Raw genomic sequence first — 16,740 nt, 5'->3', positions numbered from 1 at the left:
AAAGCTTAGGCTGCGGGTGTGCACCGGTCAATGCAGAAACAGCCCTCTGCACCGCCTTGGGAACGCACTGCCGCAAACCCGCAGCCGCCCGATCCGGCACAGCCGCTGACGCCGCGCTAACCGGCGCAGCGCCGACAATGCAGCTCTGTTCCCAGCAACGAGGAAGATGACGATGGCCGAGTGGATCACCCTGGATACGCATCACGGCCCGGTACGGGCCTGGCAGGCCCTGCCGGACGGCACCGCGCGCGGCGGACTGGTGGTGGTGCAGGAAATCTTCGGCGCCAACCCGCACATCCGCAGCGTGGCCGAGCGCTTCGCAGCCGAAGGCTATGCGGTGCTGGCGCCCTCGTTCTTCGACCTGGTCGACGGCCCCGACGCCGACCCGGATGCGCTGCCCTACGACGCCGAGGGCGTGAAGCAGGGCCTGGAACGGGTCGGCGCGCTGGGCATGGAACGGGCGCTGGAGGTCGTGCGCGCGGCGGCCACCCGGCTGGCGCCCTACGGCAAGGTCGGCACCGTCGGCTACTGCTGGGGCGGCACGGTGGCGATGCTGTCCGCACTGCGCCTGGGGCTGCCGTCGGTCAGCTACTACGGTGCGCGCAACGTGCAGTTCCTCGACGAGGCGCCCAAGGCCCCGGTGATCTTCCACTTCGGCGCCCAGGACCGCAGCATCCCGCCGGAAGCGGTCCAGGCCCACCGCGAGAAGCTGCCGCAGATGGCGACCTACGTCTATCCGGCCGATCACGCCTTCAACCGGGAGGTCGGACATGCGTATGATCCAGACAGCGCCGCCCTGGCGCTGCAACGCACCCTGGACTTCTTCTCGGAGCATCTTGGATGAGCGAATTCGAACTCGATTCACGCCTGGCCACCGATAGCGTGCTGGTGGCGGAAGGACCGTTGTCGCAAGTGCGGCTGATGAACGACGAACGATTCCCCTGGCTGGTGCTGGTACCGCGCCTGGCCGGGGTGACCGAGTGGATCGAGCTGGACGGCGAGCAGCAGGACAAGCTGCGCACCGAGCTCAACCGCGCCTGCAAGGCCCTGAAGGGCGCAGACGGGGTGGAGAAGATCAACATCGGGGCGCTGGGCAACATCGTGCGCCAGCTGCACTTCCATGTCATCGGCCGCCATGACGGTGATCCGGCCTGGCCGGGCCCGGTCTGGGGCAGTGGCCCGGCGCACCGCTACGAGCCGGCGGCGCTGGACCAGCATGTCGCCTACTGGAAGGAACGGCTAGGATATCCGGCCCAGTCCTGAGCCTTCGCCGACCCGATGCGATTCAACCTCGTTGCCGCCGTCCTGCTGATCCTGATCGGCCTGTTCATGCTCGCCAGCAATCTCGGCTGGACGCACCTGAACCTGTCCAAGCTGCTGTTGACCTGGTGGCCGGTGGCCCTGGTTGGTGTCGGCATCGCGATGCTGTTCGGTCGCGGCAAATAAGGAAGGCGGCGCATTGCGCCGCCTTCCCTCATGTAGAGCCGAGCCATGCTCGGCTTCAATGCAGGGCAACCGAGCATGGCTCGGCTCTACAAATCGCCTGCAATCGTCAGGTCCGCGGCAGGGTCACGCCGGTCTGGCCCTGGTACTTGCCGCCACGGTCGCGGTAGGACGTCTCGCAGACGTCATCGGCGGCCGCCTGGAAGAACAGCATCTGTGCCACGCCTTCGTTGGCGTAGATGCGCGCCGGCAGCGGCGTGGTGTTGCTGAATTCCAGGGTGACGTGGCCTTCCCATTCCGGCTCCAGCGGCGTCACGTTGACGATGATGCCGCAGCGCGCGTAGGTGCTCTTGCCCAGGCACACCACCAGGGTATCGCGCGGGATGCGGAAGTACTCGACGGTACGCGCCAGCGCGAAGCTGTTCGGCGGGATGATGCATTCGTCGGCGGTGATGTCGACGAAGCTGCCCGAGTCGAAGTGCTTGGGATCGACGATCGTCGAGTTGATGTTGGTGAACACCTTGAACTCGCGCGAGCAGCGCACGTCGTAGCCATAGCTGGACGTGCCATAGCTGACGATGCGCTGGCCGTTGGCCTGCTTCACCTGCCCGGCCTCGAACGGCTCGATCATGCCGTGCTGCTCGGACATGCGGCGGATCCAACGGTCACTCTTGATGCTCATGCTTTGTCCTGGGGGTACGAGGGGGCGCGAGGATTCTAGCAGGGGCCCGGCCTCGGCCGGCGGCCCCTGCCCCGGCCCTTACAGCAGCGACGACAGGATCGGGATCGAAGCCCGCGGGCGCCTGCCCACTTCCTCGATCAGGCGCTGTGCGGCATGGCGGTAGGCCTGGGCCGGCGCCGAATCCGGCTGGGCGACGGTGATCGGGGTGCCTGCATCGCCCTGTTCACGGATGCCGATCTGCAGGGGCAGAGAGCCCAGCAGCGGCACGCCGTACTGCGCGGCCATGCGCTCGCCGCCGCCCTCGCCGAACAGGTGCTCGATGTGCCCGCAACTGCTGCAGGTGTGCACCGCCATGTTCTCGACGATGCCCAGCACCGGCACCTCGACCTTCTCGAACATCTTCAGCGCTTTCTTCGCGTCCAGCGTGGCGATGTCCTGCGGCGTGGTGACGATCACCGCACCGGCCAGCGGAATCTTCTGGGTCAGGGTCAGCTGGATGTCACCGGTGCCCGGCGGCAGGTCGATCAGCAGGAAATCCAGGTCGTCCCACAGGGTGTCGTTGAACAGCTGGGTCATCGCCGAGGTGGCCATCGGGCCCCGCCAGATCATCGGCGTGTCCTCTTCGATCAGGTAGCCGATCGACATGGTGTCCACACCAAAGGCACGCAACGGCTCGATGCTCTTGTTGTCCGGGCTTTCCGGGCGACCGGACAGGCCCAGCATGGCCGGCACGCTCGGCCCGTAGATGTCCGCATCGAGCACGCCCACGCGCGCACCGAGCTGCTGCAGCGCCACGGCCAGGTTCACCGAGGTGGTGGACTTGCCGACGCCGCCCTTGCCCGAACCGACCGCGATCACGTTGCGGATGCGGGCATGCGGCGTAAGTCCCTTCTGGACCTGGCTGACATGGGGACGGCGGGGAGAACTGTTCACAACGGGCACCGGCGGGGTCAGGGGGATAACCCGACATCATACAAGCTGGATGCAAGCTGACTGAAATTCAGGAATGCGACAGATTCGTGCACAGATTGTTAAGTTCATGTTACGTTCGATGAGCACTGTTTTGAGCTGCGGAGCCGGATATTCCAGCCCGCGCGATGGCGCATGCGCAGTGCCGTTTTTGTTTTTGCTCTCCAATGGAATTACATGAAACACGTCAGCAATACCGCACGTCGCAACACGCTCGCCGTCGCCCTGATGTCCGCTCTGATGGCCGCCGCCCCGGCAATGGCCCAGGACAAGGCGACCAACCTGGACAAGATCACCGTCACCGGTTCGCTGATCCCGCAGACCCAGGTCGAAACCCAGACCCCGGTGATGTCCATCACCGCCGAAGACATCCAGACCCGCGGCTTCAGCAGCGTTGCTGAAGTTCTGCAGCAGTCGTCGCTGACCACCGGCGGCCTGCAGGGTGGACAGACCTCGGGTGCGTTCACCCAGGGCGCCGAAGCCGCCGGCATGTTCGGCCTGAACCCGGGCTACACCAAGTACCTGATCAACGGCCGCCCGATGCTCTCGTATCCGGCGCTGTACAACGGCAGCGAGTCGTTCAACAACATCAGCGGCATTCCGATCGACATCGTCGAGCGCATCGAGGTCCTGCCGGGCGGCCAGTCGTCGCTGTACGGCTCGGACGCGATCGCCGGCGTGGTCAACATCATCCTGAAGGAACGCATGGACGGCGGCACGATGTCGATCCGTGGCGGCACCTACACCGAAGGTGGTGGCAGCAACATCCGCTTCAGCGCCGCCAAGGGCTTCAATGCATTCGACGACCGCTTCCACGCGCTGGTCAACGTGCAGATCGAAAACGGCAGCCCGATCTGGGGCTACCAGCGTGACATCACCAAGCAGAACAACCCGGTCGGCTACACCGCACAGCTGCCGTCGAACGACTTTGCCGTCATCGGCAACGCCGACAACAAGCTGTACATGATGGACCCGACCCGCTGCGCCAACGTCGCAGGCCTGTACGACGGCACCACCACCGTCGGCAAGCGTGCATCGGGCGAATCGTGCGGCTCGGTGTACAGCGCCGGCTACAAGACCCTGAAGAACGGCAAGAACAGCGGCCAGTTCTACTCGTCGATGACCTTCGACGTGAACGACAACTTCCAGCTGTTCGCCGATGTGCTGTACAGCAAGGAAAAGACCGAGTTCACCTCCGGCTCCAGCGCCCTGTGGTGGGGCACCAAGTCGGTGATGGGCGGCTTCTACGACCAGGGCCTGGGCAAGGTCGTGAACCTGCAGCGCGCCTTCGCACCGGAAGAAATCGGCCCGGGCCACTACAACAACATCCTGAACTCCGATGAGAGCCGTTCCTACCAGGTCACCCTGGGTGGCAAGGGCATGGTCGGCGACTGGGACTACAGCGCCAGCTTCACCCGCGGCGAATACCGCCTGGACCAGAACCGCTTCGCGCGCTGGAAGGACAAGATCGAAGGCTTCTTCGGCGACACCGTGCTGGGCCCGCGCCTGGGTACCACCGCTGATGGCTTCGGCATCTACAACCCGGACTACGCTGCGTTCTACTCGCCGATCACCCCGGACCAGTTCGCCAGCTTCACCGGCTATGGCACCCACCGCAGCAAGACCTGGCAGAACCTGGGTCGCGTGCAGGTGACCAACGGGTCGCTGTTCTCCCTGCCGGGCGGCGACGCCGGCCTGGCCGTGGTGCTGGAAGGTGGCAGCGAAGGTTGGGATTACTCGCCCGACCAGGCCTTCGTAGATGGTAACGCCTGGGGCGCCACCGCCGTGGCCGGTGCCGGCCACCGCAGCAACTACGCGGTGACCAGCGAACTGCGCATGCCGGTGTTCGAGTCGCTGACCATCAGCGCCTCGGGCCGCTACGACGCCTTCAAGATCGCCGACAAGACCGTTGACAAGGCCACCTACAGCATCGGCCTGGAATACCGCCCGGTTGAGAGCCTGCTGCTGCGCGGCAAGTACGGCACCGCATTCCGTGCGCCGACCCTGTCCGATGCCTTCCAGGGCATGAGCGGCTCGTTCGCCTCCGGCCAGAACGACTACTACCGCTGCAGCCAGATGGGCTACGCGCTGCGTGACGAAGCCTGCTCGTTCTACAAGACCACCTCGGTGTACAGCGAAAAGTCCGGCAACCCGGACCTGAAGCCGATCACCGCCGACGTGTGGAGCGCGGGCGTGGTGTGGGCCCCGGTGAGCAACTTCTCGCTGTCGGTCGACTACTACAACTGGAAGATCAAGAACGAGGTCAAGACCCTGAGCACCGACCAGCTGCTGCTGGCCGAGTACCAGTGCCGCAACGGCCTGCCGAACAACACCTCGGCCAGCTGCCAGAACGTGACCGACTGGGTGTCCCGCGACGCCGGTGGCAACCTGGCCCGCGTGTACACCCCGAAGCTCAACGTGGCCAGCCAGAACCTGGAAGCGGTGACCGTCGGCGCCAAGTACCAGCAGGACCTGGGCCGCTTCGGTTCGCTGATGTTCTCGGGCAACTACACCAACATGCTGAAGCGTGAAGTGGTGCCGCTGCCGGGCGCACAGAAGCTGGATCTGCTGAGCGATCCGTACAACATGTGGTACTACGACAACTTCGCCAAGGTGCGCGGCGATGTGTCGGTGGGCTGGGCCATCTCCAAGTTCACCACCACCCTGTACGCCAACTACGTCGGCAGCACCCCGAACTACCTGGCCTACACCGGCCGCAGCTATGACTACGTCCACTCCTCCGGCGCCAAGGCCGGCAAGTGGGGCTCGTACACCACCTACAACATGAGCCTGAACTACCAGGCGCAGGACGATCTGACCCTGTCGCTGATGGTCAACAACGTGTTCAACAAGCTGCCGGAAGGCCAGCGCTACAACTACCCGGGCAACGAATCGACCCCGTTCAACGACGGCTTCTACAGCGTCTACGGCCGTCAGATCTCGGCCCAGGTCAAGTACGACTTCTGATCCCGTCGTATTCCGGACTGCGTGTCTGGACCAGGCCCCGCTTCGGCGGGGCCTTTTTTTGTCCGTCGCACAGCACGGCCACATCCCGTTCACGGTTCAGACACGTTTGACATGAACCGAAACAAATCAATACATATCAATGAGATGAAGGAGAAATGGGCCCTCCTGTCACTGCAAGGCGCGCCCATCACCCACAGCTTCATGACTCCCTCGTGAACGTTTGACAGGCTCGGTTAATGTCGTGTTAATCTCGGGTCATCGGCACGTGAAGCCGGTACCAGCGCCGGGTGGCAGCACGCTGCCGACCCCGGGCAAGGGGCACACGGAGACGCCGACAAGGACCTGTCCCGGTGTACGACGCAATCATTCGATTCAAGGGGATTTCAGATGATCAATCGCAAGTCGCTCAGCAAGCACCCGCTGAGCTTCGCCCTCGCCTCCGCCGTGCTGCTCGCTGCGGCTGCCCCGGCGATCGCACAGGACGCCTCGGGCTCGACGCAGACCACCGAAGAGGCATCCAAGTCCAAGGCCACCAATCTGGATACGGTGACCGTCACCGGCTCGCGCATCAGCCGCGACGTGTTCAACTCGGTCTCGCCGGTGCAGGTCGTCACCCGTGAAGAAACCACCCTGGCCGGCTTCAACTCGACCACGGCGGCCCTGCAGAGCACCGCGGTCACCGCCGGTGCGGCGCAGATCAACAACGCCTATGGAGGCTACGTCACCGACGGTGGCCCGGGCGCCAACACCCTGGGCCTGCGCGGCCTCGGCCCGACCCGCACGCTGATCCTGCTCAATGGCCGCCGCGTGTCGCCGGCGGGTACCCGCGGCTCGGTGGGCTCGACCGACCTGAACGTGCTGCCGAACTCGATCGTCGACCGCGTCGAAATCCTGAAGGACGGTGCGTCCTCGATCTACGGCTCCGACGCCGTTGCCGGCGTAATCAACATCATCACCAAGAAGAAGGTCGATGGCGTCAGCTTCGAAGCACAGCACAACGCCACCGATGGCGGCGGCGGTGAAGAGCGCCGTTACTCCATCATGTTCGGTGCCACCGGCGAGCGCTCGCACTTCTCCGGCTCCTATGAGTACTACACCCGCAACGAGCTGACCCTGGCCGACCGCAGCTGGGCCGGTGGCTGCCCGACCGACATGTACCGCGACATCGACGCGGGCGACTATTGGGGCAGCGGCGACTTCATCGACCCGCTGACCGGCAAGCCGAAGTGCTGGTCGCTCGATGCCGGCGGCACCACGCTGAACACCATCGGCACCAACACCCGTACCGGTGTTGCGGCCCCGGGCGGCGCCGGCACCCGCTTCAACCGCTGGCGCCCGAATGCGGCCATCACCACCGGCCTGGTGGGCTACGAAGGCGTGGACCTGAACACCCGCGACACCTTCGATCCGGCCATGCGCAACCAGTCGCTGATCTCGCCGACCAAGACCCACACCCTGTACCTGCAGGGTGGCTTCGACCTCAACGCACTGGGCGATGCCGAGCTGTACTACGAGTTCCTGGGCAACAAGCGCAAGTCGACCCAGACCGGCTATCGCCAGCTGACCCTGGACTATGCCGTGGGCAGCCCGCTGATCCCGGCCAACCTGCGTGACAGCGTTGCCGGTGCTCCGACCGACCAGACCAGCGGCAAGAACCTGGGCGTGCGTGCGTTCATCGGTTTCGGCAACGACACCAACAAGCAGAACGTCGACTTCCTGCGCTTCAATGCCGGCCTGCGTGGCCACCTGAGCTCGGAGTGGAACTATGACTTCAACGTCATGCACTCGCGCAGCGACGCCGACTACACCTTCGAGAGCTTCCTGACCAGCCGCCTGCGCCAGAGCCTGGACGTGGTCTCCAACGGTGCCGGTGGCTATGTCTGCCGGGACGGTTCCAACGGCTGCATCGCCGCGCCGGCGCTGAACACCAACACCATCGGTGGCAAGCTGCCGCAGGACTGGAAGGACTGGGTGTTCGTGCCGGTCACCGGCAACACGCTGTACAAGGAAACGACGGTCAACTTCAACGTCAACGGCCCGCTGTTCGACATGCCGTACGGTTCGGCCGGTGGTGCATTCGGCGTCGAGTACCGCAAGGCACGCATCGACGACACCCCGTCGCCGTACTCGATCAATGCCGACCTGTACAACCTGACCAACGCCACTCCGACCCGCGGTTCGGACTCGGTGTTCGAAGCCTACGGCGAACTGGAACTGCCGCTGCTGTCCGGCGTCACCGCTGCCGAGGAACTGACGGTCAACCTGTCCGGCCGCTACACCGACTACAAGTCCTACGGCTCGGATGAGACCTACAAGATCGGCGCGCTGTGGACCCCGGTGAAGTGGCTGTCGTTCCGTGCGTCGTACGGCACCTCCTACCGCGCACCGGCGCTGTTCGAACAGTTCCTGGGCGGCACCACCGGCTTCCTGAGCAGCAGTGCCGACCCCTGCAACGAGTATGGTGATCGCAACCCGAGCTCGCCGCGTTACCAGAACTGCGCATCGCTGGGCCTGGCACCGGACTACCTGGCCACCCAGGGCGTGACCGTGGTCACCCAGGGTGGTGCCGAGGCCGGCCTGGAAGCCGAAACCTCCAAGGCCAAGACCCTGGGCGTGGTGATCCAGCCGGAATTCGGCAGCGGCTTCGGTGACCTGTCCTTCGCCGCCGACTACTTCGACATCGAAGTGAAGAACGGCGTCGACAGCGCGGGCGGCGCGAACATCCTGTCGCGCTGCTACGACAGCGGCAGTGCCGACTTCTCCTCCGGTTCGGGTCTGTGCCGCCTGGTGGCCCGCAACCCGGTCAACAACCAACTGGTGGTGACCAACGGCTTCATCAACCTGTCCACCGACAAGGTCCGTGGCCTGGACTTCACCACCCGCTATGTCCGCGAAATCGGCCCGGGCACCCTGCGCACCACGCTGCAGTTCACCCACTACCTGGAACAGGCCAGCAAGGTCTTCTCCGACGATCCGCTGGTGGACTACAACGGCATGCTGTCGCGTCCGGAAAACACCGCCTCGCTGGACCTGAGCTACAAGTGGAAGAACTGGCAGGTGCGTTACGGCCTGGACTGGATCGACAAGATGGACAGCTACGCGTACTACGAGGAGCGCAACCCGGGTGACTTCGATCCGGCCACCTCGGCGTACAAGCTGTACACCCCGAACTACTTCCTGCAGGCCATCTCGGTGAAGTATGAAGCGGACAAGTGGTCGGTCACCGGTGGCGTGCGCAACTTCGCCGACCGCAAGCCGCCGACCATCTCCCAGGGTGTCTACAGCACCGTCGGCAACGCGCTGCTGTACAGCGGCTTCGACTACTTCGGTCGCAGCTACTTCCTGAACATCACGCGTTCGTTCTGATCCTGCTCCCTGCAACCGCCGCCCTTCGGGGCGGCGGTTCCATTTCAGGCACCGGATTCTCCGCAGGCCGGTGCCAACGCATTCCGAGGTTGCAATGAAGCGAGCCCTGCTGCTGGCGGCCCTGGCCAGCCTTTCACCGTTGCTGCACGCCAAGCCTGTGGCGCCCACCATCGAACAGATGGCCGCCTTCCCGGCCATCTCCAGCCTGTCGTTGTCACCAGACGGAAAACACATCGCCGGCCTTCGCGCCGATGGCGAGGAGCGCGTGATCGTGGTTTGGCGGACCGATGCACTGGACAAGCCACCCACGGTGATCGGCGCCAACCGCATGAAGTTCCAGAGCGTGTCGTTCATCAAGAACGGACAGCTGGCCGTCGTGCTGTGGCAACCCTACGACCTGCGCGCCGACCGGGTGACCAAGACCTTCGTCAGCAAGTTCTTCATCACCGACATCGAAGGCAAGCAGTGGAAGGAGCCGATCACGCCGCCGCGCGCCTCCAGTCGCAATGAAGAGCTCGAGCAGGCACTGGCCAACGCCACGGTGCTCGACACCCTGCCCAACGATCCCGACCACATCCTGGTGGTCAACGGTTCGGGCAGCAGTTCCGGTGACGTCTACAAGGTCGACCTGCGCAACTTCACCTCCCAGCGCATCCAGAAGACCGAAGAGCGCGTGGCGGGCTATCTCACCGACCTGGACAGTGAACTGCGGGCACGCCTGCGGCAGGACGTCGACGGTACCGGCGCCTACGTCGCCACCGAGTTCCGCTCGCCTGCCAACGGTGCCTGGGAGGAGCATTTCCGCTCCTACGTGAAGAACCGCGACGTTAACCAGGTGATCGGCTTTGCCGATGATCCGAACATCGCGTTCGTACTCAGCAATGTCGGCCGCGACAAATCAATCGTCTACGAGTACGACATCACGGCCCGCAAGCAGAAGGAAGTGCTGTTCGAGCACAAACTGTTCAACGCCGGCTCGATGCTGATCAACCGCCACCGGAGCGGTGCGGTACCCTTCGGCGAGATCATGGGAATCGGCTACGCCGGTCCGCGCGGCGACGACATCCAGTGGACCTCTCCGCGCATGAAGGCCCTGGACCAGGGGCTGCGCCAGGCGCTTGGCATCCGCCAGGAGCCGCTGGCGATGGTCGATACCGCGAACGGCCAGCGCTACACCGCCAACTACGATACAGGCCTGAGCTACCGCATCGTCGACTACACCGCCGATCTTTCCAATGTGCTGGTGGCTACCTCCGGCCCTTCCAACCCGCCCGAGTATCACCTGCTGCACGACGGCAAGCTGACCCTGCTGGCCAAGACCTATCCGCAGATCCAGCCAGCCGCGCTGGGCACCACCCGGCTGGTCTACTACAAGGCACGCGACGGGCTGGACATTCCGGCATTCCTGACCACGCCCAGCACCGAGCTGTGCGGTGCCGGCCCGTGGAAAGCCGTGGTGCATCCGCACGGCGGCCCGTGGGCGCGCGATGGCATGGACTTCGACGGCTCGATGTGGGTACCGCTGATGGCATCACGCTGCATGGCGGTCCTGCGCCCGCAGTTCCGCGGCTCGGCCGACTGGGGCCGCAAGCTGTGGATGGCCGGTGATGCCGAATGGGGCCAGAAGATGCAGGACGACAAGGACGATGGCGCGCAGTGGATGATCGACCAGAAGATCGCCCAGCCCGGCCACATCGCCATGTTCGGCTTCTCCTATGGCGGCTACTCGGCGTTCGCGGCTTCGGTGCGTCCCAATGGCCTGTACAAGTGCGCCATCGCCGGTGCCGGCGTTTCGGACATCAAGAAGATCTGGTCGCGCTTCTATACCAACCCGTTCTTCCGCCAGGCCCAGGCGCCGACCGTGGCCGGCCTCAACCCGGTCGACAAGGCCGGTGAAATGAAGATTCCATTGATGGTCTACCACGGTGACCGCGACCGCACGGTGCCGATCGAGCAGTCGGAGTGGTTCGTGAACAAGGCCAGGGGTTCGGGGCAGCCGGTCGAGTTCCACGCCATCGCCGACTACGCGCATGGTCCCGCCTGGACCCGCGCGATCATGGGTGACCAGCTCAGGCTGATCGACGACTACCTGGGCAAGGGCTGCTGCGGCGGCGGCCTGTAAGCCGCACCGCTTCCTGCAAGGGCGCCCACGGGGCGCCCTTGCACGTTCTGGCCCTTGCGCCCGGACATGACCTTCGACACCCTTGCAGGCCAGGCCGGCGGCGTATCGTTCGGCCCACGGCCGTACCTGCGGCTTCTCCCTGACTCACTCGGCCTGGAGGCCAAGAATAGTGATGACGCGCACTCCCAAGATCGTCCTGCTCAGCCTGGCCGTGTCGGCCGTGCTGGCCGGCTGCGGCAAGAACGAAACCCCGGCCAAGGATGCCGCGACCCCCGCCCCGGCCACCGCCGAAGCCACCACCTACAAGCTGGACGACAGCAAGCTGCCGGCCTACAACGCCTTCCAGCCGAGCGACCTGGACACCACCAAGGACGCGTGCACCGCCTTCGGCGACTACGTCAACAGCAAGTGGCTGGCCGCCAATGAAATCCCGGGCGACCGCACCAGCTGGGGCGCGTTCACCATCCTCGACGAACGTTCGGTGGCCGTGCAGCACCAGCTGGCCGAACAGGTTGCGCAGGTCAAGAATCCGAACCACATCGAGAAGATCGTCGGCGACCTGTGGGCCACCGGCATGGACGAAGCCAAGATCAACGCCCAGGGCATCGAGCCGCTGAAGGCCGACCTGGCTGCGATCGACGGCCTGCAGGACAAGGCGGCCATCGCCAACTACCTGCGCACCAGCGCCGCCAAGGGTGACAACCTCCTGTTCGGCTTCGGCGCTGAAGCCGACTTCAAGAACTCCGGCGTGAACATGGCCTATGCCAGCCAGGGCGGCCTGGGCCTGCCGGATACCACCTACTACACCGATGCCAAGAACGCCGACAAGCTGAAGGCCTATCAGGCGCATGTCGCCAAGGTGCTGGAGCTGTCCGGCGTGGCCGCGGCCGATGCAGCCAAGCAGGCCGAGGACGTGGTCAAGTTCGAAACCCGCCTGGCCAATGCCTCCAAGTCGCGCGTGGAGCTGTCGCGCAACGTCGAGCTGTACTACAACCCGGTCACCCTGGCCGACGCCGACAAGCTGACCCCGAACTTCAGCTGGACCGAGTTCTTCAAGTCGCAGGGCGTGGCCGCGCCGGAGAAGTTCTCGCTGGCCATGCCGGCCTTCCATGAGGAAGTGAGCAAGTCGCTGGCCGACACCGATCCGTCGGTGTGGCGCGCCTACCTGCGCTTCCACACCGTGGACAGCGCCTCGCCGTACCTGGCCGATGCCTTCGTGCAGGAGAACTACGAGTTCTACGGCAAGACCCTCAACGGCCAGAAGGAGCAGAAGCCGCGCTGGAAGCGTGTGCTGGGCACCATCGAAAACGATGCCGGTGAAGCCTTCGGCCAGCTGTACGTGAAGGTGGCCTTCTCGCCGGAAGCGAAGGCGAAGATGGAAGAACTGGTGAAGAACCTGGCCGCCTCGCTGAAGGACCGCATCCAGGGCCTGAGCTGGATGAGCGAGGAAACCAAGGCCAAGGCCATCGCCAAGTGGGAAACCTTCACCCCGAAGATCGGTTACCCGGACAAGTGGCGCGACTGGTCGGGCCTGCAGACCCAGCGCGACAGCTACCTGGGCAACGTGCGCGCGGCCAACGAGTTCAACTACAAGTTCAACCTGTCCAAGATCGGCAAGCCAGTGGACAAGACCGAGTGGGGCATGTCCCCGCAGACCGTCAACGCCTACTACAACCCGCTGCAGAACGAGATCGTGTTCCCGGCCGCCATCCTGCAGCCGCCGTTCTTCGATCCGAAGCCCGACGACGCGCTGAACTACGGCGGCATCGGTGCGGTGATCGGCCATGAGATGACCCACGGTTACGACGACCAGGGCGCACGCTTCGGGCCGACCGGCAACATGGAAGACTGGTGGACCCCGGCCGACAAGAAGAACTTCGAAGGCCTCACCGGCAAGCTGGTCAAGCAGTTCGACCAGTACAAGGTCGACGGCCAGGCAGTGAACGGCCACCTGACCCTGGGCGAGAACATCGCCGACCTGGGCGGCCTGGCCACCGCCTACGACGCCCTGCAGAAGGCCACCGCCGGCAAGGAAGATGCGAAGGTCGACGGCTTCACCCGCGACCAGCGCTTCTTCTTCAACTGGGCCACCGTGTGGCGCACCAAGTACACCCCGGAAAACGCCAAGGTCCGCCTGGCCACCGACCCGCACGCCCCGGCGCAGTTCCGTGCCATGGGTGCGCCGTCGAACCTGCCGACCTTCGCTGCCGCGTTCCAGTGCAAGGCCGGTTCGCCGATGGCCCGCACCGGCGAGCAGCAGGTGGTGATCTGGTAAGCCACGGCTGACGCTGCGGCAGACCTGCAAAGGCCCGGGAATCCCGGGCCTTTGTTTTTCACAGCGCCCGTCATCCACGCATGGCTCAGGCCGTTGGTAGATGCCGACCCTGGTCGGCGCACGGCCCGGCGGCGCCACCGTGACGCGTGCATGCCGCGCCCATGCACGGCTTGCTATAGTGCGCGCGCCCTCAATCCATCACGGATTCGTTCCACATGCCCAATTTCCGTCCGCTTGCCATCGCCCTGGGCATCAGCCTGGCGACGCTGGTCCCGACCCACGATGCGTTCGCCGCCAAGAAGAAGGCCGCGCGCGCCCCGGCCGTCAGCGCCCAGTGCAGCGACTTCTACGACGCCACCAACGCAGGCTGGCTGAAGGCCAACCCGGTGCCGCAGACCGGTGCCACCACCGCGCTCGGCCAGCTGGTCGAGCGCAGCCGCCAGCAGCAGCGTGAACTGCTCGACGCCGCGATGAAGTCGCCGCAGGGCAACGTGCAGAAGCTGCTGGGCGACTTCTGGGCCAGCGGCCTGGACGAAGCCGCCGTGGAAGCGGACGGCTCCAACCCGATCGCGCCGCTGCTGACCCGCATCAACGCCATCAAGAAGGCCAAGGATGTGCCGGCCTCGATCGCCGCGCTGCACCAGGTGGGCATCCCGGTGGCCTTCAACTTCGGCCCGGACGTCGACCTGAAGGCACTGGACCGCCACATCGGTTACTTCATGCAGGGCGGCATGGGCCTGCCGGACCCGGCGTTCTATACCCGCACCGACGCCGATACCGTGGCGCTGATGGCGCGCTACCGCAACTACGTCAAGCAGATCCTGGCGCTGACCGGCACCCCGGCGGCCAGGCTCGATGCCGAATCGCAGTCGGTGATCGCGCTGGAGACCGAGCTGGCGCGCAATGCGCAATCGCTGGCCGGCATCAACAACCCGTTCAACAACTACGCGCCGATCTCCACCAAGGAGCTCAACAGCCGTTACCGCAACCTGCAGCTGGACGCGTTCCTGAAGGCACAGGGCGTGGACGACGACCTGGTCTCGCTGGCCGACCCGGGCCTGTTCAAGCAGCTCGATGGCATGGTCACCAAGCTCAAGCCGGACCAGTGGAAGGCCTACCTGCGCTGGCGCGTGGGCGACTCGATGGCACCGTACCTGTCCAAGGCCTACCGCGACGCGGAGTTTGAATTCCGTGGCCGCGTGCTGCGTGGCGAAACGCTGCCGCCGCAGCGTTGGGAAGACGTGCTGGAGGCGATCAACGTGGCCGCCGGCCCGATGGTCGGCCGCGAATATGCGGCCCGTTACCTGTCGGCCGAAGACCGTCGCCAGGCGGCGTGGATCGTCGACAAGCTGCGCGAAGTGCAGATCGAGGCGGTCAAGAACAACAGCTGGATGAGCGCCGAAGCCAAGACCGAAGCGCAGGCCAAGCTGGCTGCGCTGAAGATCGAGATCGGCACCCCGTTGCGCGACCTCGACTACAGCGTGCAGCCGATGGGCCGCGGTTCGTTCGGCGGCAACATGCTGATCGCGTCGACCTGGCGCCACCGCGAGGAAATGAAGCGCATCGGCAAGGGCAACGCCGACCGCCGCTGGGACGTGCTGCCGCAGCAGCCGTCGCTGGCCTACGACCTGGCACAGAACCGCCTGATCGTTACCGCGGCGATCCTGCAGGGCCCGGTGTTCAATGCCAAGGCCGACGCCGCCGACAAGTTCGGCAGCTTCGGTGGCCTGGTCGGCCATGAGCTGACCCGTGCGATCGACGCCAAGGGTGCACTGGTCGACGCCAAGGGCGAACTGCGCAGCTGGTGGACCCCGGCCGACAAGACCGCCTGGACCCTGCTTGGCAACCGCGTGGCCGCGCAGTACAGCGCCTACGATTTCCCGGGCGTGAAGGGTGCCAAGGTCAACGGCACGCTCACCCAGGAAGAGAACCTGGCCGACATCGCCGGTCTGGAACTGGCCTGGGCGGCCTATACCGCGCAGGAGCCGAAGGCCAAGCCGGCACAGCAGCAGGGCTTCTTCCGCGCCTGGTCGGCGTTGTGGGCACAGCAGCTGTCGCCGAACGAGGCCGTGCGCCGCCTGACCGCCGACATCCGCGCGCCGGGCCTGTGGCGCAGCAACGGCACGCTGGCCAACCTGCCGGCATTCGGTGCCACCTTCAGCTGCAAGGCCGGCCAGCCGATGCAGCGCAGCGAAGCCGACCAGATCAAGGTCTGGCGCTGAGCCACGCGCACTACCCGTAGTACAGGGGGCGCCTTCGGGCGCCCTTTTTTGCGGGTGCAGCACGATCCCGGGTTAACACCGCGCGTGCTATCGCTGCGGCTTCGTCCATCGCGGAGCCCCGACATGGCACACAAGAACACGATCTGCCTCTGGTACGACAACGGCGCGCTCGAGGCCGCCACCTTCTACGCCAGCATCCTGCCCGACAGCGCGGTGATCGCCGTGCATCGCGCCCCCGGCGACTTTCCGGATGGCAAGGAAGGCAACGTGCTGACGGTCGAGTTCACGGTCTGCGGCATTCCCTGCGTCGGCCTCAACGGCGGCACCGCGTTCAAGCACAGTGAAGCGTTTTCCTTCCAGATCCAGACCGAGGACCAGGCCGAGACCGACCGCCTGTGGGATGCGATCGTCGGCAACGGTGGACAGGAAAGCCAATGCGGCTGGTGCAAGGATCGCTGGGGCATCTCCTGGCAGATCAGCCCGCGCATGTTGATCGAAGCCGTGACCAGCAAGGACAAGGCATTGGCCAAGCGCGCCTTCAACGCGATGATGCCGATGAAGAAGATCGACATCGCCACCATCGAAGCGGCAATCAAAAAAGGGGACGGAGGGGATTAAGTCGTTTCTCCCCATGCCCCGTGTGCAGATGCAGATTGCGACTTAATCCCCTCCGTCCCCTTTTTGCGAGGTGTTG

General features: G+C 65.1%; 11 protein-coding genes. 9 read left to right on the top strand and 2 right to left on the bottom strand.

Annotated elements, in window-relative coordinates:
- The first annotated feature begins 172 nt into the window (after nucleotides 1-172).
- The 3 genes from AC5P6H_RS05260 to AC5P6H_RS05250 are packed head-to-tail and all read left to right on the top strand — an operon-like array spanning nucleotide 173 to nucleotide 1,446.
- Nucleotides 173-844 (top strand): dienelactone hydrolase family protein, encoded by a 672-nt coding sequence (locus AC5P6H_RS05260; RefSeq protein WP_032957503.1) that lies wholly within the window; start codon nucleotides 173-175, stop codon nucleotides 842-844.
- Nucleotides 841-1,263, top strand: coding sequence for an HIT domain-containing protein (locus AC5P6H_RS05255; protein ID WP_014647910.1), 423 nt, complete (start codon nucleotides 841-843; stop codon nucleotides 1,261-1,263). The genes AC5P6H_RS05260 and AC5P6H_RS05255 overlap by 4 nt, the downstream gene beginning before the upstream one ends.
- Nucleotides 1,264-1,278: 15 nt before the next feature.
- Nucleotides 1,279-1,446 carry a LiaI-LiaF-like domain-containing protein gene (locus tag AC5P6H_RS05250; protein ID WP_005418011.1) on the top strand — a complete coding sequence of 56 codons (168 nt, stop codon included), beginning with the start codon at nucleotides 1,279-1,281 and terminating at the stop codon, nucleotides 1,444-1,446.
- 106 nt (nucleotides 1,447-1,552) lie between these two features.
- On the opposite strand, the gene dcd is transcribed toward AC5P6H_RS05250, so the two are convergent.
- Entirely contained in the window at nucleotides 1,553-2,125 is a 573-nt protein-coding gene (gene dcd, locus AC5P6H_RS05245; protein ID WP_014037995.1) for a dCTP deaminase, read from the bottom strand.
- Between the two features lie 78 nt (nucleotides 2,126-2,203).
- Nucleotides 2,204-3,058: an iron-sulfur cluster carrier protein ApbC gene (apbC, locus tag AC5P6H_RS05240; protein WP_014647911.1), complete on the bottom strand. Its 855-nt coding sequence runs from the start codon at nucleotides 3,056-3,058 to the stop codon at nucleotides 2,204-2,206.
- A 213-nt stretch (nucleotides 3,059-3,271) separates the two neighbouring features.
- On the opposite strand from apbC, the gene AC5P6H_RS05235 reads away from it, so the two are divergent.
- From AC5P6H_RS05235 to AC5P6H_RS05210, 6 genes are all read left to right on the top strand, one after another.
- Nucleotides 3,272-6,061, top strand: coding sequence for a TonB-dependent receptor plug domain-containing protein (locus AC5P6H_RS05235; RefSeq protein ID WP_014647912.1), 2,790 nt, complete (start codon nucleotides 3,272-3,274; stop codon nucleotides 6,059-6,061).
- A 387-nt stretch (nucleotides 6,062-6,448) separates the two neighbouring features.
- Nucleotides 6,449-9,427: a TonB-dependent receptor plug domain-containing protein gene (locus AC5P6H_RS05230; protein WP_014647913.1), complete on the top strand. Its 2,979-nt coding sequence runs from the start codon at nucleotides 6,449-6,451 to the stop codon at nucleotides 9,425-9,427.
- A gap of 94 nt (nucleotides 9,428-9,521) precedes the next feature.
- Nucleotides 9,522-11,549: an alpha/beta hydrolase family protein gene (locus AC5P6H_RS05225; protein ID WP_495202369.1), complete on the top strand. Its 2,028-nt coding sequence runs from the start codon at nucleotides 9,522-9,524 to the stop codon at nucleotides 11,547-11,549.
- A 172-nt stretch (nucleotides 11,550-11,721) separates the two neighbouring features.
- The gene (locus tag AC5P6H_RS05220; protein ID WP_495202368.1) at nucleotides 11,722-13,824 is read left to right on the top strand and encodes a M13 family metallopeptidase; all 2,103 of its coding nucleotides are present in this window, start codon (nucleotides 11,722-11,724) and stop codon (nucleotides 13,822-13,824) included.
- A gap of 215 nt (nucleotides 13,825-14,039) precedes the next feature.
- A complete protein-coding gene (locus tag AC5P6H_RS05215; protein WP_495202367.1) occupies nucleotides 14,040-16,046 on the top strand; it encodes a M13 family metallopeptidase in 2,007 nt (668 codons plus the stop codon).
- 123 nt (nucleotides 16,047-16,169) lie between these two features.
- Nucleotides 16,170-16,664: a VOC family protein gene (locus tag AC5P6H_RS05210; protein WP_049442362.1), complete on the top strand. Its 495-nt coding sequence runs from the start codon at nucleotides 16,170-16,172 to the stop codon at nucleotides 16,662-16,664.
- Nucleotides 16,665-16,740: the final 76 nt, after the last annotated feature.

The organism is Stenotrophomonas sp. YJH_SMC_110 (assembly GCF_059369255.1).
The sequence above is the reverse complement of the archived record's forward strand: the minus strand, read 5'-3'. Positions and strand labels throughout refer to the sequence as shown.